The organism is Bradyrhizobium manausense (assembly GCF_001440035.1).
Lineage (GTDB): Bacteria > Pseudomonadota > Alphaproteobacteria > Rhizobiales > Xanthobacteraceae > Bradyrhizobium > Bradyrhizobium manausense.
The window spans coordinates 23,617-43,443 of record NZ_LJYG01000116.1 but is presented as its reverse complement, the minus strand read 5'-3'; the positions used below and the strand labels follow the sequence as shown (position 1 = coordinate 43,443).

At 64.8% G+C, this 19,827-nt stretch carries 19 protein-coding genes; 13 read left to right on the top strand and 6 right to left on the bottom strand.

The window, feature by feature from the left end:
• Nucleotides 1-21 precede the first annotated feature (21 nt).
• Entirely contained in the window at nucleotides 22-2,106 is a 2,085-nt protein-coding gene (locus AOQ71_RS40415; protein WP_057759867.1) for a hydantoinase/oxoprolinase family protein, read from the top strand.
• Nucleotides 2,107-2,108: 2 nt separating this feature from the next.
• Nucleotides 2,109-3,767, top strand: coding sequence for a hydantoinase B/oxoprolinase family protein (locus AOQ71_RS40410; protein WP_057759219.1), 1,659 nt, complete (start codon nucleotides 2,109-2,111; stop codon nucleotides 3,765-3,767).
• Between the two features lie 56 nt (nucleotides 3,768-3,823).
• Here the strand turns inward: AOQ71_RS40410 and AOQ71_RS40405 are convergent, their stop codons facing one another.
• Nucleotides 3,824-4,468 carry a glutathione binding-like protein gene (locus AOQ71_RS40405; RefSeq protein WP_057759217.1) on the bottom strand — a complete coding sequence of 215 codons (645 nt, stop codon included), beginning with the start codon at nucleotides 4,466-4,468 and terminating at the stop codon, nucleotides 3,824-3,826.
• A 106-nt stretch (nucleotides 4,469-4,574) separates the two neighbouring features.
• On the opposite strand from AOQ71_RS40405, the gene AOQ71_RS40400 reads away from it, so the two are divergent.
• A complete protein-coding gene (locus AOQ71_RS40400) occupies nucleotides 4,575-5,240 on the top strand; it encodes a TetR/AcrR family transcriptional regulator (RefSeq protein ID WP_057759215.1) in 666 nt (221 codons plus the stop codon).
• 1 nt (nucleotide 5,241) lies between these two features.
• On the opposite strand, the gene AOQ71_RS40395 is transcribed toward AOQ71_RS40400, so the two are convergent.
• On the bottom strand, nucleotides 5,242-7,209 hold the full coding sequence (locus tag AOQ71_RS40395) for a methyl-accepting chemotaxis protein (protein ID WP_057759213.1): 1,968 nt from the start codon (nucleotides 7,207-7,209) through the stop codon (nucleotides 5,242-5,244).
• A gap of 134 nt (nucleotides 7,210-7,343) precedes the next feature.
• On the bottom strand, nucleotides 7,344-8,261 hold the full coding sequence (locus tag AOQ71_RS40390; protein WP_057759212.1) for a LysR family transcriptional regulator: 918 nt from the start codon (nucleotides 8,259-8,261) through the stop codon (nucleotides 7,344-7,346).
• A 125-nt stretch (nucleotides 8,262-8,386) separates the two neighbouring features.
• On the opposite strand from AOQ71_RS40390, the gene AOQ71_RS40385 reads away from it, so the two are divergent.
• Genes AOQ71_RS40385 through AOQ71_RS40370 form a run of 4 tightly spaced genes read left to right on the top strand, consistent with a single transcriptional unit; the run spans nucleotide 8,387 to nucleotide 12,408 of the window.
• The gene (locus AOQ71_RS40385) at nucleotides 8,387-9,763 is read left to right on the top strand and encodes an MFS transporter (protein ID WP_057759210.1); all 1,377 of its coding nucleotides are present in this window, start codon (nucleotides 8,387-8,389) and stop codon (nucleotides 9,761-9,763) included.
• Nucleotides 9,764-9,794: 31 nt separating this feature from the next.
• Nucleotides 9,795-10,901: an amidohydrolase family protein gene (locus tag AOQ71_RS40380; RefSeq protein WP_057759207.1), complete on the top strand. Its 1,107-nt coding sequence runs from the start codon at nucleotides 9,795-9,797 to the stop codon at nucleotides 10,899-10,901.
• On the top strand, nucleotides 10,898-11,998 hold the full coding sequence (locus AOQ71_RS40375; RefSeq protein ID WP_057759205.1) for an amidohydrolase family protein: 1,101 nt from the start codon (nucleotides 10,898-10,900) through the stop codon (nucleotides 11,996-11,998). Before AOQ71_RS40380 ends, AOQ71_RS40375 begins: the two co-directional genes overlap by 4 nt.
• Entirely contained in the window at nucleotides 11,995-12,408 is a 414-nt protein-coding gene (locus tag AOQ71_RS40370) for a Rieske (2Fe-2S) protein (protein ID WP_057759203.1), read from the top strand. The genes AOQ71_RS40375 and AOQ71_RS40370 overlap by 4 nt, the downstream gene beginning before the upstream one ends.
• Before the next feature lie 19 nt (nucleotides 12,409-12,427).
• On the opposite strand, the gene AOQ71_RS40365 is transcribed toward AOQ71_RS40370, so the two are convergent.
• Nucleotides 12,428-13,393 carry a 2-hydroxyacid dehydrogenase gene (locus tag AOQ71_RS40365; protein WP_057759200.1) on the bottom strand — a complete coding sequence of 322 codons (966 nt, stop codon included), beginning with the start codon at nucleotides 13,391-13,393 and terminating at the stop codon, nucleotides 12,428-12,430.
• Nucleotides 13,394-13,538: 145 nt separating this feature from the next.
• Between AOQ71_RS40365 and AOQ71_RS40360 the strand changes: the two genes are divergently transcribed.
• The 4 genes from AOQ71_RS40360 to AOQ71_RS40345 all read left to right on the top strand — a co-directional run bounded on the left by AOQ71_RS40360 (nucleotide 13,539) and on the right by AOQ71_RS40345 (nucleotide 16,408).
• A complete protein-coding gene (locus AOQ71_RS40360) occupies nucleotides 13,539-13,907 on the top strand; it encodes a YciI family protein (RefSeq protein WP_057759198.1) in 369 nt (122 codons plus the stop codon).
• The gene (locus tag AOQ71_RS40355) at nucleotides 13,904-15,199 is read left to right on the top strand and encodes an RNA polymerase sigma factor (RefSeq protein WP_057759196.1); all 1,296 of its coding nucleotides are present in this window, start codon (nucleotides 13,904-13,906) and stop codon (nucleotides 15,197-15,199) included. Before AOQ71_RS40360 ends, AOQ71_RS40355 begins: the two co-directional genes overlap by 4 nt.
• Before the next feature lie 201 nt (nucleotides 15,200-15,400).
• The gene (locus AOQ71_RS40350; protein ID WP_057759194.1) at nucleotides 15,401-15,937 is read left to right on the top strand and encodes an SRPBCC family protein; all 537 of its coding nucleotides are present in this window, start codon (nucleotides 15,401-15,403) and stop codon (nucleotides 15,935-15,937) included.
• Between the two features lie 57 nt (nucleotides 15,938-15,994).
• Entirely contained in the window at nucleotides 15,995-16,408 is a 414-nt protein-coding gene (locus tag AOQ71_RS40345) for a VOC family protein (RefSeq protein WP_057759192.1), read from the top strand.
• Nucleotides 16,409-17,304: 896 nt separating this feature from the next.
• On the opposite strand, the gene AOQ71_RS40340 is transcribed toward AOQ71_RS40345, so the two are convergent.
• Nucleotides 17,305-17,742, bottom strand: a complete 438-nt coding sequence (locus tag AOQ71_RS40340) for a hypothetical protein (protein ID WP_057759190.1) — start codon at nucleotides 17,740-17,742, stop codon at nucleotides 17,305-17,307.
• Nucleotides 17,743-17,867: 125 nt separating this feature from the next.
• The gene (locus AOQ71_RS40335; protein WP_057759188.1) at nucleotides 17,868-18,656 is read right to left on the bottom strand and encodes an SDR family NAD(P)-dependent oxidoreductase; all 789 of its coding nucleotides are present in this window, start codon (nucleotides 18,654-18,656) and stop codon (nucleotides 17,868-17,870) included.
• A gap of 211 nt (nucleotides 18,657-18,867) precedes the next feature.
• On the opposite strand from AOQ71_RS40335, the gene AOQ71_RS40330 reads away from it, so the two are divergent.
• Entirely contained in the window at nucleotides 18,868-19,305 is a 438-nt protein-coding gene (locus AOQ71_RS40330) for a YciI family protein (RefSeq protein WP_057759186.1), read from the top strand.
• Nucleotides 19,306-19,326: 21 nt separating this feature from the next.
• A complete protein-coding gene (locus AOQ71_RS40325; protein ID WP_057759184.1) occupies nucleotides 19,327-19,689 on the top strand; it encodes a YciI family protein in 363 nt (120 codons plus the stop codon).
• The last annotated feature ends 138 nt before the right edge of the window (nucleotides 19,690-19,827 follow it).

Genomic DNA, 19,827 nt, shown 5'->3' with positions numbered 1-19,827 from the left:
GATCAGCCGGAGAATTTTGGAATGCTTGAAGGAGCCGAGGTGCGGCTTGCCGTGGATATTGGCGGCACGTTCACCGACATCGTGCTTGATGTGGGCGAGGTGCGCAAGACCCGCAAGGTGCTGACCACGCCGCAGCGTCCAGAGCAGGCAGTGCTGGACGGCATGCGCCTCATTCTCGCCGACGCGCGTGCGCATATCAGCGACATCGACGTCTTCATCCACGGCACGACGCTGGCGACCAACGCCATCATCGAGCGGCGTGGTGCCAAAACGGCCCTGATCGCCACCGAAGGTTTTCGCGACGTGCTGGATATCGGCACCGAGAGCCGTTACGATCAGTACGATCTCAGTATCGACAAGCCGAAGCCGCTGACGCCGCGCAGCCTTCGCTTCACCGTGCCCGAGCGCATCGACGCGCACGGTGCCGTTCGTCTCGCACTGGACGAAGCGGCGGTCCGCGCACTGGCGCCGAAATTGCGCGAGCGAGGCGTCGAGAGTGTCGCCATCGCTTTCCTGCACTCCTATGCCAATCCCGACCATGAGCGCCGCGCAGCCGCGATCATCGGTGAGGAGATGCCGGGCATTTCGGTGACGGTGTCCTCGGCCGTGTGCCCGGAGATCCGCGAGTATGAGCGAACCTCAACCGCTGTTGCGAATGCCTATGTGCAGCCGCTGATCGACGGCTATCTCGCCCGCATGGCCGACGCGTTGCAGGTCGAGCAATTCCGCGGCGCCATCTATCTCGTCACCTCAGGTGGCGGCGTTACCTCGATCGAGACGGCGCGACGCTTTCCGGTGCGGCTCGTCGAATCCGGTCCTGCCGGCGGCGCGATCTTCGCGGCGCAGATTGCTGCGCGTCTTGGCGAAAGCAAGGTGCTGTCCTTCGACATGGGTGGCACCACGGCAAAGATCTGTCTGATCGAAAAGTACCAGCCCGAGACCTCGCGCGTGTTCGAGGTCGACCGCGCTGCGCGCTTCCTGAAAGGCTCGGGCCTGCCGGTGCGCATTCCCGTGATCGAGATGGTCGAGATCGGCGCCGGTGGCGGCTCGATCGCGCATGTCGACGCGATGAAGCGCGTCACTGTCGGCCCGGAGAGTGCGTCTTCCGAACCGGGCCCCGCCTGCTACGGCCGTGGCGGTCAGCGGCCGGCCGTGACCGATGCGGACGTTGCGCTCGGCATGATCGATCCTGATGCGTTTGCTGGCGGCACGATCAAGCTTGACCCGGAGCTTTCAAAGAAGGCCCTGCTGAGCAGCGTCGGCGAAGCGCTGGGCCTGTCGGCGGAGACCGCAGCCTATGCGGTGCACGAGGTGGTCTGCGAGAACATGGCCAGCGCGGCGCGCGTGCATGCCGTCGAGCGCGGCGAGATCGTCGGCCAGCACACGCTGATCGCCTTCGGCGGTGCAGCGCCCTTGCATGCGGCGCGCGTTGCCGAGAAGATCGGTGTCTCCCGCGTGATCGTGCCGTCGAATGCCGGCGTCGGTTCTGCCGTTGGCTTCCTCGCCGCGCCCATCGCCTATGAGCTGGTGCGCAGCCGTCACGTCCGCCTCGATGATTTCGACACCAAGGTCGTCTCCGATCTCTTGCAGGAGATGGTGACCGAAGCGCGCGCGCTGGTCGAGCCCGGTGCGGCCGGTGCGCCGGTGCGCGAGCGCCGCGCCGCCTTCATGCGTTATGTCGGCCAGGGCCACGAGATCACCGTCGAGCTGCCGAACCGGCCGTTGACGTCGGCCGATCTTGCAGGCCTGCGCCAGAAATTCGAGGCGGACTATTCCGCGATGTTCGAGCGGGCGATCCCGGGCGCGGCGATCGAGGTGCTGAGCTGGTCGGTGCTCGCCACGACGGAGGCGCGCAATCCGCCCACCGTCGCGGCCGTGACGCGCAAGCCGGCGGGCCAAGCCTCCGGCAGCCGAAAATTCTTTGACGGAAGGGCGGGCGAGGTGGTCGAGATCCCGCTCTATCGCCGCGAGGACATGGCGCCCGGCGCGACCATTGCGGGTCCCGCCGTGATTGCGGAGGACGAGACCTCTACTTTTGTGTCGACCAGTTTTGATGCCCATATCGACGGTGCCGGCAGCATCGTCATGGAACGGAAGGCGGCCTGATCATGAGCAAGGCAAACGGCGCGAGCCTGATCGACCTTCAGATCATGTGGCACCGGCTGATCGCCGTGGTCGAAGAGCAGGCGCAGGTGCTGCTGCGCACCGCGTTCAGCCCGATCGTGCGCGAATGCGGCGATCTCTCCGCCGGCGTGTTCGACCTCAGGGGGCGGATGCTGGCGCAGGCGGTGACGGGCACGCCGGGCCACGTCAACTCGATGGCGGAATCGGTCAAGCACTTCATCGCGCATTTCCCGCTCGAGACGATGAAGCAGGGCGATGCCTACATCACCAACGACCCCTGGATGGGCACCGGCCACCTCAACGATTTCGTCGTCACCACGCCCTGCTTCAAGGACGGCAAGATCGTCGCGCTGTTCTCCTGCACCAGCCATCTCATGGACATCGGCGGCATCGGCTTCGGCCCTGATGCCACCGACGTGTTCATGGAGGGGCTCTACATCCCCATGCTGAAGCTCATCGACCAGGGCGTCGTCAACGAGACGCTGATGGCGATGATCCGCACCAACACGCGCCTGCCCATCGATACCGAAGGCGACACCTATTCGCTCGCCGGCTGCAACGATGTCGGCTGCGAACGCCTGGTCGAGATGATGACCGAATTCGGCATCGATACGCTCGACGCGCTCGGCGACTATATCTGCGACCGCTCGCGCGAGGCCGTGCTCGCCGAAATCGCCAAACTGCCCAAGGGAAGCTGGCGCAACAGCATGGTGGTCGACGGCTATGATGCGCCCGTGACGCTGGCGGCGACGCTGACGATCTCCGATCAAGGTATCCACGTCGATTTTGACGGCACCTCGGCCGCGTCGAAATTCGGCATCAACGTGCCACTGTCCTACACCACGGCCTACACCGTGTTCGGCCTCGGCTGCGTCGTCGCCGCGCAGATCCCGAACAATGCCGGCTCGCTCTCGCCGCTGACGGTGTCGGCGCCCGCGGGGGCGATCCTCAATGCGCCCAAGCCGGCGCCGGTCGCATCGCGCCACATCATCGGGCAGATGCTGCCCGACGTCGTGTTCGGCTGCCTGCGCCAGATCATTCCCGAACGCGTGCCCGCCGAAGGCACCTCCTGCCTGTGGAATCTCAATGTACGCGGCCAGACACGTTCCGGCGTCGGCGGCAATTACGGATTCTCGATGGCGGTGACCTCAAACGGCGGCACCGGTGCGCGCTTTGCGAAGGATGGGCTGTCGGCGACCGCCTATCCCAGCGGCGTGCGCGGCACGCCGGTCGAGATCGCGGAGACGCAGACGCCGCTGATCTTCTGGCGCAAGGAGCTGCGGCCTGACTCCGGCGGGGCGGGGCGCACCCGCGGCGGTCTCGGCCAGATCATCGAGGTCGGCAGCGGCGTCGATGCGCCGTTCGATATCCTGGCGGCGTTCGACCGCATCGAACATCCGCCGCGCGGCCGAGATGGCGGCAAGAACGGCGAGGCCGGCTATGTCGGCCTCAAGTCGGGCAAGAAGCTGCGTGGCAAGGGCTTTCAGCAGGTGCCGCCGGACGACCGCCTGGTGGTGCATACGCCCGGCGGCGCCGGCATCGGCGATCCCACGATGCGCGATCGTGCGGCGGTGAAAGACGACCTCGAGAGCGGTCTCGTGTCGTCAGATAATGCGATCGCAGTGTATGGCTACGCGGGGTGAACCGCTGAAAGAGTCCGTCCCGGCCTCGCCGGCCGGGACGTTGCCTTTGGCCTGACCTACGCAGCCGCCTTCTTCCGGGCCAGCTCGGCCTTGTACAGCTCGAATTCCTCCGCGATCGCTTTCGCGATCGACGGCCGTTGGCGCAAGCGTTCGTAATAGGCCTTCACGTTCGGCCATTTCGCGAGTTCGATCGGCGGCGTCGCCATGGTCCAGTTGATGACCGTGACCAGGTAGGCATCGGCCACGCTGAAATGGTCGAGCAGGTAGTCGCGGCCTTTCAGGTAGTTGTCGAGATAGTCGAGCCGCGACAGGTTCTTCTCCAGCACATAGGCCTTGGCCGACTGCGGCGCCTTGCGGTCGAGCACGGGGATGAACAGCCCCTTGTGCAGCTCGGTGCCGATGAAGCAGAGCCATTGATGCAGCCGGGTGCGCTCGATACCTGCCGTGGCGCCAAGACCGGATCGCGGAAAGCGGTCGGCGACATATTGCAGGATCGCCGCATTCTCGGTCAGCACCACGCCCTCGTCGGTACGCAGCGTCGGCACCAGACCGATCGGATTGACCGCTCGGAAATCAGAGCCGTCGTTCAGCACTGTCTTGGTCGGGGGATCGACTTCGAGATAATTCGCATCAGCGCCGGCTTCATAGAGCGCGACGCGCGTCGCCATGGAGCAGGCGAGCGGCGAGAAATAAAGATCCATGATGGGCCTCCTTCGGCAGGTCCTCGTGTGGGTGTCGCTCAACCTGGCCAGATTGATTTTTGTACCATCTTGCATAATATGGGGCGGGTCAAGGATTAATTGCGAAATGGTACAAAAATCGAAGCCGCCAGCTGCTGCCAAAGAACCCCAGCGCCGCGGCGAACCCAAGCGCCGTGGCCGGCCGCGCGCCTATGAACCCGAAATCGCCCTCGGCAAGGCGCTCGATCTGTTTCGCAAGCAAGGCTTTGCCGCGACCTCGCTCGACGACCTCAGCGCAGCCACCGGCATGAACCGGCCGAGCCTTTACGGCGCCTTCGGCGACAAGCGCGAGCTCTACATCAAGAGCTATCAGCGCTACCGCGAGGACGCCCGCGCCTCCATGGTCGAGATCTTTCGCCAGGAGATGCCGGTGCGTCAGCGGCTGGAACGCATCTATGCCGCCGCGTTGAACATCTATCTTTCCGGCGAGACCGGGCCGCGCGGCTGCTTCACCGTGGTGACGGCGGCGTCCGAAGCCGTCGGCGATCCCGAGATACGCGCCATGGTGCTGGAGGGGCTCACTGATCTCGACAAGGCTTTTGCAAGCTGCTTCCGCCGCGCCAAGGAAAAGGGCGAGCTGCCGGACAGTGCCGATCCGGCCGTGCTGGCACAACTCGCCTCCGCCACCATCCACACCATCGCCATCCGCTCCCGCGCGCGCGTGCCGCGCAAGGAGCTGGAGGAAATCGTCAAAGGCGCGATTGACGTGATGGTGGGGGCTAAGTCTAGCTAACTTACGCCGCGCGAATCTGGGCGAGGAAGCGATCCACCTCATCGCGCAGCCGCTGCGACTGTTTCGACAGCTCGACGGCAGAGGCGAGCACCTCTTCCGCGGCTGTGCCGGTTGCTGCGATGCCGTCGGTGACCCCGGCGATGTTCTGCGAGACCTCGCCGGTGCGGGCGGCGGCCTGCTGAACGTTCTGGGCGATCTCCTGCGTCGCCGTGCCCTGCTGGCCGACGGCGGCCGCAATTGCCGCGGAGATTTCATCGACTTGCTGAATCGTGGCGCAGATCGACCGGATGCCTTCGACCGCACCTGACGTCTCGCCCTGGACGGCTGTCACCTGTGCGCCGATCTCTTCCGTTGCCTTTGCGGTCTGGGTCGCCAGCGCCTTGACCTCGGAGGCGACCACGGCAAAGCCGCGGCCGGCTTCGCCCGCGCGCGCCGCCTCGATCGTCGCATTCAAGGCCAAGAGATTGGTCTGCCCGGCGATGCCGTTGATGAAAGAAACGACGTCGCCGATTTTCTGCGCGGCATCGGCGAGGCTCTGCACGCGCGCATTCGACGCTTGGCCGTCGCTCGCAGCCCTGCCCACCACCTCGGTCGCATGCGCGAGCCGCCGGTTGATCTCGGTCATCGACGAGGACAATTCTTCCGCGGCAGCCGCAACCGTCTGCACGTTCTCGGAGGCGAGCGCCGAAGCCGACGACACCGCGCGGGTCTGATTGCGCGACTGCTCGACGATGGCGGACATCGAGCGCGCGGTGTGTTCCATCTCGACGGCGGCCGAGGAGACTGTGGTGACGACGTCGCGGATGCTGGCCTCGAAATTGTCGGCGAGCGCGGCGAAGGCGCGCCGTTTCTCCGCCTCGGATTGTGCTTTGGCCTCGAGCTGGCCGGCCTGGAGCCTGCTGAAGTTGATGGCATTGTCGCGGAACACCGCCACCGCCTTCACCATCGCGCCGACCTCATCATTGGCCTTGCTTTCGGGGATGGCGACGTCGAGATGGCCGTCGGCGAGCGCGCGCATCACTGATGTGATCGACAGGATCGGGCGCGAGATCCCGCGGGCGATGAGGTAGCCGACGATGGCGGCGAGCACGAGTCCGAGCACGGCGATGCCGATCGCAAGCATCCAGGCGCGGTCGGCGGAAGCCACGTAATCGGCGTTGTCCATCACCAGCTCGACGGCGCCGAGCGGTTTTCCCGAGAAGTCCTTGATCGGCCCGAGCAGCGCCGCGACCGGCCTGGTGTCGAGCTTCGACTGCCGTACCGCAAAATCGCCCCCGGTGGCGCCGCGGTAATCTGCGGCATCGAAGAAGCTCTGGCCCTTCAGCGTTCCGCCGAACAGCTTGAAGCCCGCGCCATCGGCAAGGTGGAAAGCGATGTCGACATGGCGGTTGGCCTTGAAATCGTCGAGAAAGGACTGGCCGAAGCTCAGGCCGAATTCCACCGAGCCGAGATGCTTGCCCGCTTGCGCGATCGGCACCACACCGCGGATGCCAAGCCCGGCGACCCCGCCTTCGAGTCCGACGATGACCTTGCGCTCCTGATTGGCGTCGACGACGGTCTTGCGGAAGCTCGAGAGGTCGTCGCCGAACTTCGCCGGCTGGTGCACGCGCAGGAAGGAGGTCGCGGGCGGCGTATGGAACTGGAACTGCTCGACGCCGTATTCGGACTTGGTCGCTGCGAACACCGGCCCGAACAGGCGCATCAGGGCGTCGCGATCCTGCTTGGCCATCGCCTCCTGCGTCGCCGGCATCGCGGCCACCACCGTGCTCATGGCGGCGGCGCGGCGGGACTCTTCGGAGATCCGCGACAGCAGCGCATCATAATGGCTGCGCAATTCGCGCTGGTCGGCGCGGTCGATGATCCCCGCGATGATCCACATGGCGCCGAGCACGGCAATCAGCGCCGTCGCCGCCGCCGTCACCGCCAGCGCAACCGTGATCCGCATCCTGAGGCCGAGGTTCGCTCGCATGTCCGACTCGCTCGCTGCGCATTGACTAACAACGCGTATCAATCTCTCGCTAAAAGAGGGTGAACGGGATACCGGCGATGCCGGTTGGGGAGGCCAAGGCTAATCGGCCAACATAACGGCGTCGTCCCCCCGCGCTAGGTCTCGCGCGCGAGCGCCGGCGCCGCTGCCGCGGCGTCCCGGAAGGCGTCGCGCAGGGAGCCCAGCAACGTCTGTACGCGGGCGAGGTTGGAGCGCGTCGCCGGGACGAGCGCCTTGACCCAGAGATCGGGGACCTGCAGCTCCGGGAGCAGCTCGACCAGCGCGCCGGACTTGAGCCGATCCGCCACCGCGGTGCGCGAGGCGATCGCGATGCCGCTGCCCGCGCACAGGCTGTCGATGACGAGCGCGCCGTTATTGGTGACGAGATGCGGCCGGACTGTCACGGTCGTCACGCCGTTGCGCCCCTCGAAAGTCCAGGAGGGCCCGATCGGCGAAAACACGATGCAATCGTGATTGACGAGGTCGCGCGCGTGTCGGGGCTGGCCGCGCCGTGCCAGATAAGAGGGCGCGGCGCACAGTACGCGTTCGAACACATGCAAGGGCTCCTCGAGCACCCCGTCGAAGGATGACGGCATCATGGTGAGAACGATGTCGAAGCCTTCCTCGACCGGGTTCACCGTGCGGTCCACCAGCACCGCGTCGAGCGTCACGCGCGGATATCTGATCTGAAACGACGACAGCAATTGCGCGAGGTTGATCACCATCGGCGAGGCCGGCGCCTTGATGCGCAACTGGCCCTCGAGCTCGTTTGGCGATCGCATGATGCCTTTCGCCATCTCGTCGTAATCGCGCACGATCTGCCTGATGACGTCGAGATAGCGCTCGCCGATCTCGGTGAGCGCGAGGCGCCGCGTGCTCCGCCGCAGCAGCGTGGTCTTCAGCGACCACTCCAATTGTCCGACCCGCTTGGTGATGACCGAGGGCGCCACCCCCAGCTGCCGGCCGGCTTCGGAGAAACTGCCGGTTCGGGCCGTTGCCAAAAACGCCTTCATATTCAAAAGGCTATCGGCCATTTAATCCAATCCGGAAAAGATGATCGCGCGAAATAGCTTATTCTCCCCCATTCCCGAAGGAAATAGGCTTCCTCCGCTACCACAAGCCGTCACACCAAAACGAACGGCAACTGGGAGGAATGAGCATGAGTGCATCTGACATCATCGATGTCACCGACGTCATCGAGCGCCAGCGCCGCAATGGCCTGGTCCTGACAGTCCTGATGTTATCGACGACGATGATGTTCCTGGACGGCTACGACCTCCAGGCCATGGCCTTCGCCGCACCATCGATCATCCGCGCCTGGGGCGTCGAGCGGGCTGCGCTCGGAATAGTCTTCAGCGCCGGCATTTTCGGCATCCTGGTCGGCGGCCTCGTATTCGGATCGCTCGGCGACCGCATCGGCCGTCGCCTGTCGATCGTGGCCTCGATGCTGGTGTTCGGCGGCTTCACGCTGGCGACGGTGTGGGCGAACGACATCACGAGCCTGATCGTGCTTCGCTTCCTCGCCGGCATCGGCATCGGCGGATTGTCGCCGCTATGCTACGCGCTCAACCTCGAATATGCGCCGAGCCGATATCGCGGCACGGCGGTCGCGATCATCATGGTCGGTTATGTCGCGGGCAGCAGCGTCGGCGGCTTCATCGCTGCCGGTCTCGTGCCGCAGTTCGGCTGGACCATCGTGTTCTGGATCGGCGGCGTGCTGCCGCTGCTGGGGGCCGCGCTGTGCTATTTCGCGCTTCCGGAATCGATCAAGTTCCTCGTGGTGCGCAATCGCGAGCCCGCGGAGATCGCGCGTATCCTCAACCGGATCGAGCCCGGCCTTCAGGCGCAGGCGACGACGCGCTTCGTGCTGCGCGACGAAGCGTCCGCCGGCAGCGCCGGCATGGGACCCCTGTCGCAACTCGCCTCGCTGTTCGACGGGCGGCTGGCGATCATCACGCCGTTCCTGTGGGTGGCCTATATCGCAAGCTCGATCACGATGTTCTTCCTCAACAGCTGGACGCCGATCCTGGCCGAGGCATCCGGGCACACGCCCGCGCAGGCGGCCATGGGCCTGACCGTGTTCAGCCTGGGAGGCGCCGTCGGCGGCCTCACCATCGGCCGGGTGCTCGATCGTTTCGGCGTCATCGCCATTGCGATCGTGCCGCTGATTGCCTGCCCGCTGGTTGCTTCGCTTGGCTGGGCCGGTCTTGGTGACAGCACCTACCTTGGGACGATGGCGTGTGTCGGATTCTTCGTCGTGGGCGGCCATCAGGGCCTGAACAGCTCGGTGGGCCAGTTCTATTCCAGCGCCAACCGCACGACGGCCGTGGGCTGGGCGCTGTCGGTCGCCAAGATCGGCTCGATCAGCGGACCGCTGGTTGCCGGCATCCTGATCGCACAGCATCTGCCGTTCTCGAACCTGTTCCTGCTGGCCGCTCTGCCGCCGCTGGTGGTGGCGGCCTGCGTCTCGGTGCTGGGAATCTCGCAGCGCAAGCACCTGGCGGCGCGGAAGATCGATCAGACGGCCGCGGCCTAGCCGCGTCGAGCGAAGCAATGGAGTGCGAAAGATGAAAATGCCTTTCGCAGGCGCAATCGATTGCGACCTGCACCCGCCGATGCCGAGCATGGCGCAGCTCCTGCCATATGTCGACGACTACTGGCGCGACCAGATCACGAACCGCGCGATCGACCGCATGTCGTTCGCCATGATGAGCTATCCGCCGAATGCGCCAATCAGCGCGCGCGCGGACTGGCGGGCGCCGAACACCGCCCGGAGCGATCTCGATACGCTGCGCGCCCATGTCCTCGATGCCTTCGACCTCCGGTTCGGCATCGCCAACGTGATGCATGGTGCGATCGCGCTCCACAACGACGACATGGCGGCGGCGATCTGCCGCGCCGTGAACGACTGGCTGCGGGCGGAGTGGCTGGACCGCGAACCGCGGCTGTGCGGCTCGATCCTGGTGTCGCCGCAGGATCCGGCGCAGGCCGTCGCCGAGATCGAGCGTCTCGCCTCGGACCCGCGTTTCGTGCAGGTGCTGCTGCCTGTGATGGGCGAAAAGCTGCTCGGCCGGCGCGAGTTCTTTCCACTCTATGAGGCGGCGGAACGGCACGGCCTCGTCATTGCCGTTCACGCGGGCAGCACCTATCGGTACGCGCCGACGATCGTGGGCTGGCCGTCCTATCAGTTCGAGGACTATGTCGCGCAGGCGCAGGCTTTCGCCAACCAGACCATCAGCCTCGTTGCCGAGGGCGTATTCCGCCGCTTCCCGCGCCTCAAGGTGGTGATGCTGGAGTCCGGCGTAAGCTGGCTGCCGATGACCGTGTGGCGCACCGACAAGACCTGGCGTGGCGCGCGGCCGGAGGTGCCTTGGGTGGACCGCTGGCCGTCAGAGATCATTCGCGAGCATCTGCGCCTATCGGTCCAGCCGTTCGATGCGGCCGATGCGACGGCGGTCGCGCAGACGCTCGATCGAATCGGGTCGGATGAGATGTTGCTGTTCTCCACCGACTATCCGCACTGGCAGTTCGACGGCGACGACGTGCTGCCGGATGGGCTGCCGCCGGACTCGTTGCGGAAAATCCTGATCGACAATGCGCTCGCAACCTATCCCCGCCTGGCACAGGGCGCGGCCGCCGGCGCCGTCGAGCTTGCGAGGGAGGACGTGAGATGAACGCACCCTTTATCGAGCAGAAGGGCCGGCAGACGCTGGCGGTCGTCGATTGCGACATCCATCCGGCACACCGCACGCCCGGCGAGCTCTTGCCCTACCTCGAGCCGCGCTGGCGCGAGCACTACGAGACCCATGGCGTCCATGTGCGACAGGCGCTGCCAAGCGCGCTGATGTATCCGCGCATGATGGCCGCCGGCATGCGCGCCGATTCGCTTCCCGAGAAGGGCGGTCCTGCGGGATCGGATCTCGATCTCCTGCGCAGGCAGCATCTTGATCCCGTCAATGTCGAGTTCGGCCTGCTGATGGCGCTCAGCAAGGGCGGCATGGAGGAGCGCAATCCCGGTCTTGCGGCAGCGTTGTCGCGCGCCACCAACGACTGGCAGATCGATCGCTGGGTGCGCGAGGAGCCGCGCCTTCGCGCCGGCATCGTCGTGCCGCAGGAGTTTCCCGAGGCGGCCGTGGCCGAGATCGAACGTTGCGCCGGCGATCGCCGCTATGTGCAGATCATGCTGTCATCGAGGCCCTCGGACCCGCTGGGCCACCGGCGCTATTGGCCGATCTATGAGGCGGCGGAGCGCGCCGGCCTGCCGATCGGTCTGCATCCGGTCGGCTACAATGGTGGCCATCCCTCTACGGGCTCCGGCTGGCCGACCTTCTATTTGCAGGAGCACTATGTCTTCGTCGCGTGCATGGAAGCGCTTGCCTCGAGCCTGATCGTCGAGGGCGTATTCGAGCGTTTTCCGAAGCTGAAGGTCGTGCTGGTCGAGGGCGGCTTCGGCTGGGCCCCCGCGCTGGCCTGGCGCATGGACAAGCATTTCGAGAAATTCCGCAAGGAGGTCGCACATCTCAGGCGGCGTCCTTCCGAATATCTGCGCGAGCACATCTGGTGGACGACGCAGCCGATCGAGGAGCCGGCGCAGGCGCGCCACATCGTCGAGATCATCGATTGGATCGGTTGGGACCGGCTGCTCTATTCATCCGACTATCCGCATTGGGACTATGACAATCCGTCCTTTGCCTTCAAATTTCCGATGACCGAGGCGCAGCGCCGCATGATCTTCAGGGACAATGCAATGGCATTGTATCGCCTTGCATGAGCCGTCATGTGGTCTGCCCGGCAGCCGAGCTGCCGCCCGGCGCACGCAAGGTCGTCGTGGTCGACGGGCGCGAGATCGGCGTGTTCAATGTCGAGGGGCGCCTTCATGCGCTGCTCAATCGCTGTCCGCACGGCGGAGCTGCGATCTGCTCTGGCGTCGTCACCGGGCTCAGCCAGTCATCCGGCCCCGGCGACTACCGCCTGGAACGGCGCGGTGAATTCTTGCGCTGCCCCTGGCATGGCTGGGAATTCGACATGGCGACCGGACAATCCTGGTGCGATCCGCGCCGCACCAGGGTGCGGAGCTTCGAGGTCAAGCTTGAAGCCGGCTCCGATCTGGTGATGGGACCCTATGTGGCGGAGCGATATCAGGTCACGGTCGAGGACGCCTATATCGTGGTCGACCTCTGAGAATGTGAAGCGCGCGGCATCAATATCCACGCACCCGATCCACCACGTTCTCCAGCGCGCCGCCCGCCTCGAACCTTGCGATCTGCTCGGCGACATAGGCCGAGATCGCGTCCGCATCGGTGTCGGCGGCGTTGTGCGGGGTCAGCACCACCTTGGGATGGGTCCAGAACCGGCTGTCCGCGGGCTGCGGTTCCTGCACGAAAACGTCGAGCGAGGCGGCGCCCAGCGTGCCGTCATCGAGACAGGCGAGAATGTCCGCTTCGTTCTGCAGGCCGCCGCGGCCGGCATTGATCAGCACCGGCGCGCCGAGCGGGCTCGTGCGGTTGAGCTTGGTGAAGACCTCGCGGTTGAGAATGCCGTTTGTGTCAGGCGTCAGCGGCAGCAGCGAAACCAAAATGTCGGTCTTGCGCAGGAACGCATCCATTCCGGCGGTGCCGTGGAAGCACTCGACGCCCGCGATGGCGCGCGGGCTGCGGCTCCAGCCGGCGACGCGGAAGCCGAGCCGGCGCAGCACGTCGGCCGCATCAGCGCCGAGCGTGCCAAGCCCCATCACACCGACGGTGATCGCGCTCGCCGGCCACTGATATTTCGGCTCCCAGCGCCTGGCGCGCTGCGAGTCGCGCAAATAGAGCTCCTGGCGGTGGTGCATCAGCACATGCAGCACGACATACTCGGTCATGCGATTGGTGAGATCGGGGACCGCGACGCGCACCAGCGGCACGTCGGGCAGGCTCTTGTCGGCCATCAGCGCATCGACGCCGGCGCCGAGATTGAAGATCGCCCGCAGATTGGGGAAGGCGCCGAGGTCGCCCGGCACGGGTTTCCAGACAGCGGCATAGTGCACCTCGGCGGGATCGAGGGAGGCATCCGGTAGCAGCACCACGCGGCGGCCGTCGCAGACCGCATCGAACCGGGCCTTCCATCGCTCCGGCAGCCAATTCTGCTGCGTGCTGTTGATCAGGACGGCCAGTGTGCCCATGGTCATTCGAAGTGCCTCATAAGGTTCCGCTTTTGGTGGCTCTCCTTGGCACGATCCGGCGGATTTTTCTCGCAAATTTTTTTCCGCAGCCCTGTCGGGGCGAGGCATATTGGATCGTCTTCAAAACAAGCGTTCAGGTAAGGTACTGCCCATGCTTTATGCGATCCTTTGCTATCATGACGAAGACTTCGTCGGCTCCTGGAGCAAGGACCAGGACGAGGCTGTGATGAAAAAGCTCGCCGTGGTGCAGGACAAGCTCACCAGCCAAGGCCGGCTCGGCCCGGTGGCGCGGTTGCTGCCGACCACCGCGGCGGCGACCTTGCGCAAGGAAGATCCACCGCTGGTGCTCGACGGCCCCTATGCCGAGACCAAGGAGCAGCTGCTGGGCTTCTACATCGTCGATTGCAAGAACCTCGACGATGCGCTCGACGTCGCGCGCGACCTGGGCGCTGCCAATCCCGGCGGCGCCTATGAGGTGCGCCCCGTCGGCGTGTTCAGGCCGGGAGGAATTTCGGCGTGAGCGAGGCCGACACTGGCTGGATCGAGACGGCGCTGACCTCGGCGCGACCTCAGGCGGTCGGCGCGCTGCTGCGCTATTTCCGCGATCTCGATACGGCTGAAGAAGCCTTTCAGAACGCCTGCTTGCGCGCGCTCAAGAACTGGCGGGAGAACGGGCCGCCGCGGGATCCGGCGGCCTGGCTGATCATGGTCGGCCGCAACGTCGCCATCGACGAGGTTCGCCGCACCCGCAAGCAGCAGCCGCTGCCGGAGGACGACCAGGCGATCTCCGATCTCGACGACGCCGAAGGCGCGATTGCCGAGCGTCTCGACGGCTCGCACTATCGCGACGACATCTTGCGGCTGATGTTCATCTGCTGCCATCCGCAACTGCCGGCGACGCAGCAGATCGCACTGGCGCTGCGTATCGTCTCCGGTCTTACCGTGAAGCAGATCGCGCGCGCCTTCCTGGTTTCGGAAGCCGCGATGGAGCAGCGCATCACCCGCGCCAAGGCCAGGGTGGCGGAAGCCGGGACGCCGTTCGAGACGCCCGGCGCGGTGGAACGCTCGGAGCGGCTCGCCGGCGTCGCGGCGATGATCTATCTGATCTTCAATGAGGGCTATTCGGCGAGCGGCGATAGCGCGGAGATCCGCAAGCCGCTGTGCGAGGAGGCGATCCGTCTGGCGCGACTGTTGTTGCGCCTGTTCCCGAGCGAGCCGGAGATCATGGGGCTGACGGCGCTGATCCTGTTGCAGCACGCCCGCAGCGCCGCGCGCTTTGCCGAAGATGGATCGCTGATCCTGCTGGAGGACCAGAACCGCGCCTTGTGGAACGGCACCATGATCGCGGAAGGCCTCGCTTTGATCGACAAGGCCATGCGCCACCGCCGCAGCGGGCCCTACCAGATCCAGGCTGCGATCGCCGCGCTGCACGCGCGCGCGGCGACGCCCGATGAGACCGACTGGCCCCAGATCGACCTGCTCTACGGTGCGCTCGAAGTGGTGCAGCCTTCGCCGGTGGTGACGCTCAATCGCGCGGTTGCCGTCGCCAAGGTGCGCGGGCCCCAGGCCGCGCTCGACCTGATCGAGCCGCTGGCGCCGAAGCTTGCCAACTACTTCCATTTCTACGGCGTGCGCGGTGCCTTCCTGATGCAGCTCGGCCGCAACGACGAAGCGCGAATCGCCTTCGACCGCGCCATCGCCCTCGCCAACACCTCCGCTGAAGCTGCCCACATCCGCATGCACATCGATCGCCTGATCCGGGATAGCCAGCCGAAGGGCGGCGGTGCCAAGCAGGGTGCGAAGGCGAACTGACGGCGCGGCCGTTTCTCTGCTGCCGTGCCCAGGCTTCCAATCACTTCGTCATTCCGGGCGATGCGAAGCATCGAACCCGGAATCTCGAGATTCCGGGTTCACCCTTCGGGTGCCCCGGAATGACGGCCAAGAAAATCTCTTCCCAAATTGTCGGCCAGCGCGGCTTCCCTTCGTCTTAATCCCGTATCAAGGGAGCCAATCATGCTGAAAGCTGTTGCCATTATCGCTGTTGTCCTCGCGATCGGGATCGCGGGCGTGCTCGTCTTCGCCCTCACCAAGCCCGACACGTTTCGTGTCGAGCGTTCGCTGGCGCTGAAGGCGCCGGCCGATGCGATCTATCCGCTGGTCGCCGATTTCCGCTTCTGGACCAGCTGGTCACCTTATGAAAACCGGGACCCCGCGATGAAGCGCATCTACGGTGGAACCGCGTCAGGGAGGGGCGCAACCTATGCCTGGGACGGCAACAACAATGTCGGCGCCGGCCATATGGAAATTCTTGAGGCAAGCACGCCGTCGAAGCTCCGCATCAAGCTCGACTTCGAGCGTCCCTTCGAGGGGCACAATACCGCCGAATTCACTTTTGTGCCGCAAGGCGATGCTACGCTGGTTACATGGGCGATGTACGGCCCGGCGCCCTTCATGTCCAAGCTGATGCAGGTCTTCATCAACATGGACACGATGATCGGCAAGGACTTTGAAGTCGGCCTCGCCAGCCTGAAGAAGCTCACCGAGAAGTAATAAGTCTCACTGGCCCAAGGAAACAACGAGGAAAGAACAAGGAAATAGGAGAGAACAATGCTCAATCCCTATCTGTTCTATCAGGACACCTGCGAAGCGGCGTTCAATTTCTACGCCAAGGTTCTCGGCGGCAAGATCGAGATGATGATGCGTTCCTCCGAGGCGCCGCCGGACATGCCCGCCGCGCCCGGCCGCGAGAAGACGATCATGCATGCACGGATGTCGCTGCCCGGCGGCAGCGTGCTGATGGCCTCCGACGCACCGCCGGAGCATGTTCAAAAACCCCAGGGCTTTTCGATCTCGCTGACGATCACGGACGTTGCGGACGCCGAGCGCAAGTTCAACGCGCTCGCCGACGGCGGCACCGTCACGATGCCCTTCAGCAAGACCTTCTGGGCCAAGGGCTTCGGCATGTGCGTCGACAAGTTCGGCATCCCCTGGATGGTGAATTGCCCCGCCGAGGGAATGTGAGCGTGTCGTTCCGCTGATGCACCGCGCTGCGCCCTCCTCCCTGCTCTGCCGCGAGCGAGGAGGGCGCACCTCAGCGGATTGATCCGGTCGTCTCTTCGCTTGGCGGCTGTGCCACGCAGCTGCGGCAGATCACGAGCTTCGAGCCGAGCTGCCTGTCGTTCTCGGCTAAGATCTCGTCTCGAACAGCCCACCACGCGTCGGAATAGGGACGCAACGTCGCCAGCACCCTTTGCCGCTCAAGATTAGGATCGGTCTCTGGTGCTGTGCGACCGGCAACGCGACGCTTCGTGACATCAGGGTGATTTGGATCGCGACCTAGTCCGTCCCATGCGATTGATCGCCGCTCCGCCGCCGGCGCGACCGCGCATCCCGCGAGCACTGCGCAAAAACTAAGCAAGACCAGGATGTGTCGCATCACGCCTGACTTTCGGTGCTCCACGCCACAGGCAAAAGCTGCGCAGGACGTTCTGCTTCGCGCCAATCAAATGGAACCCAAAAAAATCACACCGCCGGCGAGGCTGAATCTGAAGTCTTGATTCGCACAACATTGCGAGAGCAGTGAGGCCGCTTCGTGAACTGAAGCGGATCGCAATGCACAACAACTGGCGCAATATTAGGCTGTGCACGTCGCACGAGAATCCGCTAATAATTCCTTCATAAAATTTAAAATCTGGGGTGGACGTCACTTGGAAGGGGTGCGACCGATGGCGGCGGCGCTACAAATCAACTTTGCACTGTGGGGAATGCTCATTTGCGCGAGCCTGGAGCTGGCGCAGACGATCGAGAGATTCTTCTAGGCAACACATCACTTGGTTCGCGCGGTGTTGCGAACGACAATGATCGGTGCGACGACGATCTCGCGGCAGCGACGACCCGCGCCGTATCGTCGCTGATCTTCACCGGCAGCGAGGATAGATGGCGGCGAGGTCGCGTCCCCTCAGCAAGAGCAAACGAGAGGTGAGGCCGCCGCGGCGGGCGATCCAGTCACGCACCGGGCCGGGATAGGCTTCGAGCACGGCTTCGGATGCTTCCGGTTCGGCATAGAAGCGTCCGTGTCGGTCGACCGAACGCGCAGCGTGGAAACCAAGCACGGCGCGCCTGGTCACGCAAATGCGCTCGCCCGGTACGATGCTGAGCACCAGCGTGCAGGCGGACAGGCACGGACCGTCGATCACGACACGTTCGCCGCTCGCGCGCACCTTCTCGAACAGATCGAGGAACGGCCCGACCTGCCCGCCGGGGCTCTGGATGATACGGATCTCCGCCTTGGCGGGTGCGGATGCGAACAGTGCTGATGCGAGCAGCAGGGCACTGTAGAAGGTGACGCGTCGCATGAGCTCTCCACCAACCCGATTTTGTAGGGTGGGCAAAGCGTAGCGTGCCCACCATTGCCACAGCAAATCCGAAAGAGATGGTGGGCACGGCGCAAGAGCGCCTTTGCCCACCCTACAATCCGTGCCTATCCGTTCCGTCGTTGTCCCCGCAACGTCGGCAGGCCGATACCCGCGGCATCAAAGCCGCCATCGACGGCCAAAATTTGGCCGGTGATGTAGCTCGCGCGCTCCGAGCACAGAAAGTAGATCGCCTCCGCCAGCTCCTCCTCGAGCCCATAGCGGTTGAGCGGGATGGCGTCGTGATAGTCGGCGCGGATCTCCTTGGTGTGCACCTGCTTTGCCATTGCCGTGTCGACCGGCCCGGGCGCGACCGCGTTGACGCGGATGTTGAGCGAGGCGAGCTCGACCGCGAGCTGTTTTGTCAGGTGCGCGAGCCCCGCCTTGCTGGTGCCGTAGGCCGAGCGCAAGGTCGAGGCACGCACGGCCGAAATCGAGGTGATATTGACGATGGCGCCGCCGCCGGCCTCGCGCATCAACGGCACCGCCGCCCTGGTGCAGAGAAACGGTCCGGTGAGATTGACCTCGAGCACGCGGCGCCAGTCGGCCTCCGACGTCTCCATCAGCGGCGCGAACACCGCAATGCCGGCATTGTTGACCAGGGCATCGAGCCGGCCGAAGCGCCGCTCGAGCACCGTCATTGCCGCGCCGACCGCGGTCGGGTCCGAGACATCGCAGGTGAGTGCCAGCGTATCGCCGCTTCTGCCGATCTCGGCGACGGCCTTGGCGAGCAATTCGCCCTCGATATCAAGCAGCGCCACCCGCCATCCTTCGGCCAGGAATTTTTTCGCGGTCGCGAGCCCAATGCCGCGCGCGGCTCCGGTGACGAGGGCGACGTTTTGCGAGGCTGACGGCATGGGCTGATCTGTCCTGTCTCGAACATGGGGCGCGTGGGTCTTCTTACTGTGCTTTCGTCCGGCGCTTCAAATAATTCGCGTCCCGGTGTCGGTTCCGGCAAGGCTCGTTCGTCTTACAGGGGAGTGCGGGCAAATCGGCTCGCATCGAGTGAATGTCTCCAGCCGGCCTTGCGGCGCATGCCGGGAGGCCACAGCAAGCCAAGGACCTTCCATGCGTTTCATGATGTTGATGATTCCGATTGGCTACTGCACTGCGGAGCCGGGTGCCCAGCCTGATCCCGAGCGCGTCGCGGCGATGATGCGCTACAATGAGGAGCTGAAGAACGCTGGCGTGCTGATCACGCTCGACGGCCTGCATCCACCGTCTGCCGGCGCGCGGGTGTCCTTCGGCGCCGGTGAACCAATCGTGACCGATGGGCCGTTTGCCGAAGCCAAGGAAGTCCTGGGCGGTTACTGGATGATCGATGTGGCCTCGCGCGACGAGGCGATCGCATGGGCCAAAAAATGTCCGGCCTCCGGCAACGAGATCATCGAGATCCGGCAGGTGCAGGAGTTGTCGGATTTCTCTGACGAGGTGCGAGACGCGGTCTCTGGATTCGAAGACTTGCCGCATGTTACGGCCGCACAACGCGGCCAGGCGCATCATTAACGTTGAAGGGAGAAACAGCAAATGAGCAACGACACCTATCTCGCCGTCTTCCTCGGCAGCAAGAGCAGTCCGAAAATGGCTGCGTGGAATGCAATGTCCGACGCCGAGCGCAAGGCAAAGGAGAAGGAGGGCATGGCGGCCTGGAAGGGCTGGGTCGAGAAGCACCAAAGCGCGATCCAGGCGATGGGTGGTCCGCTTGGCAGGACCAAGAAGGTCGACGGCAGCGGCATTGCCGACATCGCCAACGAGATGGGCGCCTTCACGGTCGTCCGCGCCGCCTCGCACGAGGCCGCCGCAAAAATGTTCGAGAACCACCCGCATTTCGCGATCTTCCCCGGCGAGCGCGTCGAGATCATGCCGGTGCTGCCGATTCCCGGCGGCTAGGCGAGAGTACGGTCATTCCGGGGCGGTCCAGAGGACCGAACCCGGAATCTCGAGATTCCGGGTTCGGCTCTTCGAGCCGCCCCGGAATGACGGGGAGCGCCTAGTGACCTTCATGCGCAGCTCATGTAAAGATCGTTC

Coding starts and splice junctions, on each gene's coding strand:
- AOQ71_RS40360 (WP_057759198.1), top strand. CDS start 13,539: ATGCTTTATGCGATCCTTTGCTATCATGACGAAGACTTCGTCGGCTCC.
- AOQ71_RS40345 (WP_057759192.1), top strand. CDS start 15,995: ATGCTCAATCCCTATCTGTTCTATCAGGACACCTGCGAAGCGGCGTTC.
- AOQ71_RS40340 (WP_057759190.1), bottom strand. CDS start 17,742: ATGCGACGCGTCACCTTCTACAGTGCCCTGCTGCTCGCATCAGCACTG.
- AOQ71_RS40415 (WP_057759867.1), top strand. CDS start 22: ATGCTTGAAGGAGCCGAGGTGCGGCTTGCCGTGGATATTGGCGGCACG.
- AOQ71_RS40365 (WP_057759200.1), bottom strand. CDS start 13,393: ATGACCATGGGCACACTGGCCGTCCTGATCAACAGCACGCAGCAGAAT.
- AOQ71_RS40380 (WP_057759207.1), top strand. CDS start 9,795: ATGAAAATGCCTTTCGCAGGCGCAATCGATTGCGACCTGCACCCGCCG.
- AOQ71_RS40410 (WP_057759219.1), top strand. CDS start 2,109: ATGAGCAAGGCAAACGGCGCGAGCCTGATCGACCTTCAGATCATGTGG.
- AOQ71_RS40395 (WP_057759213.1), bottom strand. CDS start 7,209: ATGCGAGCGAACCTCGGCCTCAGGATGCGGATCACGGTTGCGCTGGCG.
- AOQ71_RS40370 (WP_057759203.1), top strand. CDS start 11,995: ATGAGCCGTCATGTGGTCTGCCCGGCAGCCGAGCTGCCGCCCGGCGCA.
- AOQ71_RS40330 (WP_057759186.1), top strand. CDS start 18,868: ATGCGTTTCATGATGTTGATGATTCCGATTGGCTACTGCACTGCGGAG.
- AOQ71_RS40375 (WP_057759205.1), top strand. CDS start 10,898: ATGAACGCACCCTTTATCGAGCAGAAGGGCCGGCAGACGCTGGCGGTC.
- AOQ71_RS40390 (WP_057759212.1), bottom strand. CDS start 8,261: ATGGCCGATAGCCTTTTGAATATGAAGGCGTTTTTGGCAACGGCCCGA.
- AOQ71_RS40335 (WP_057759188.1), bottom strand. CDS start 18,656: ATGCCGTCAGCCTCGCAAAACGTCGCCCTCGTCACCGGAGCCGCGCGC.
- AOQ71_RS40405 (WP_057759217.1), bottom strand. CDS start 4,468: ATGGATCTTTATTTCTCGCCGCTCGCCTGCTCCATGGCGACGCGCGTC.
- AOQ71_RS40350 (WP_057759194.1), top strand. CDS start 15,401: ATGCTGAAAGCTGTTGCCATTATCGCTGTTGTCCTCGCGATCGGGATC.
- AOQ71_RS40325 (WP_057759184.1), top strand. CDS start 19,327: ATGAGCAACGACACCTATCTCGCCGTCTTCCTCGGCAGCAAGAGCAGT.
- AOQ71_RS40385 (WP_057759210.1), top strand. CDS start 8,387: ATGAGTGCATCTGACATCATCGATGTCACCGACGTCATCGAGCGCCAG.
- AOQ71_RS40400 (WP_057759215.1), top strand. CDS start 4,575: ATGGTACAAAAATCGAAGCCGCCAGCTGCTGCCAAAGAACCCCAGCGC.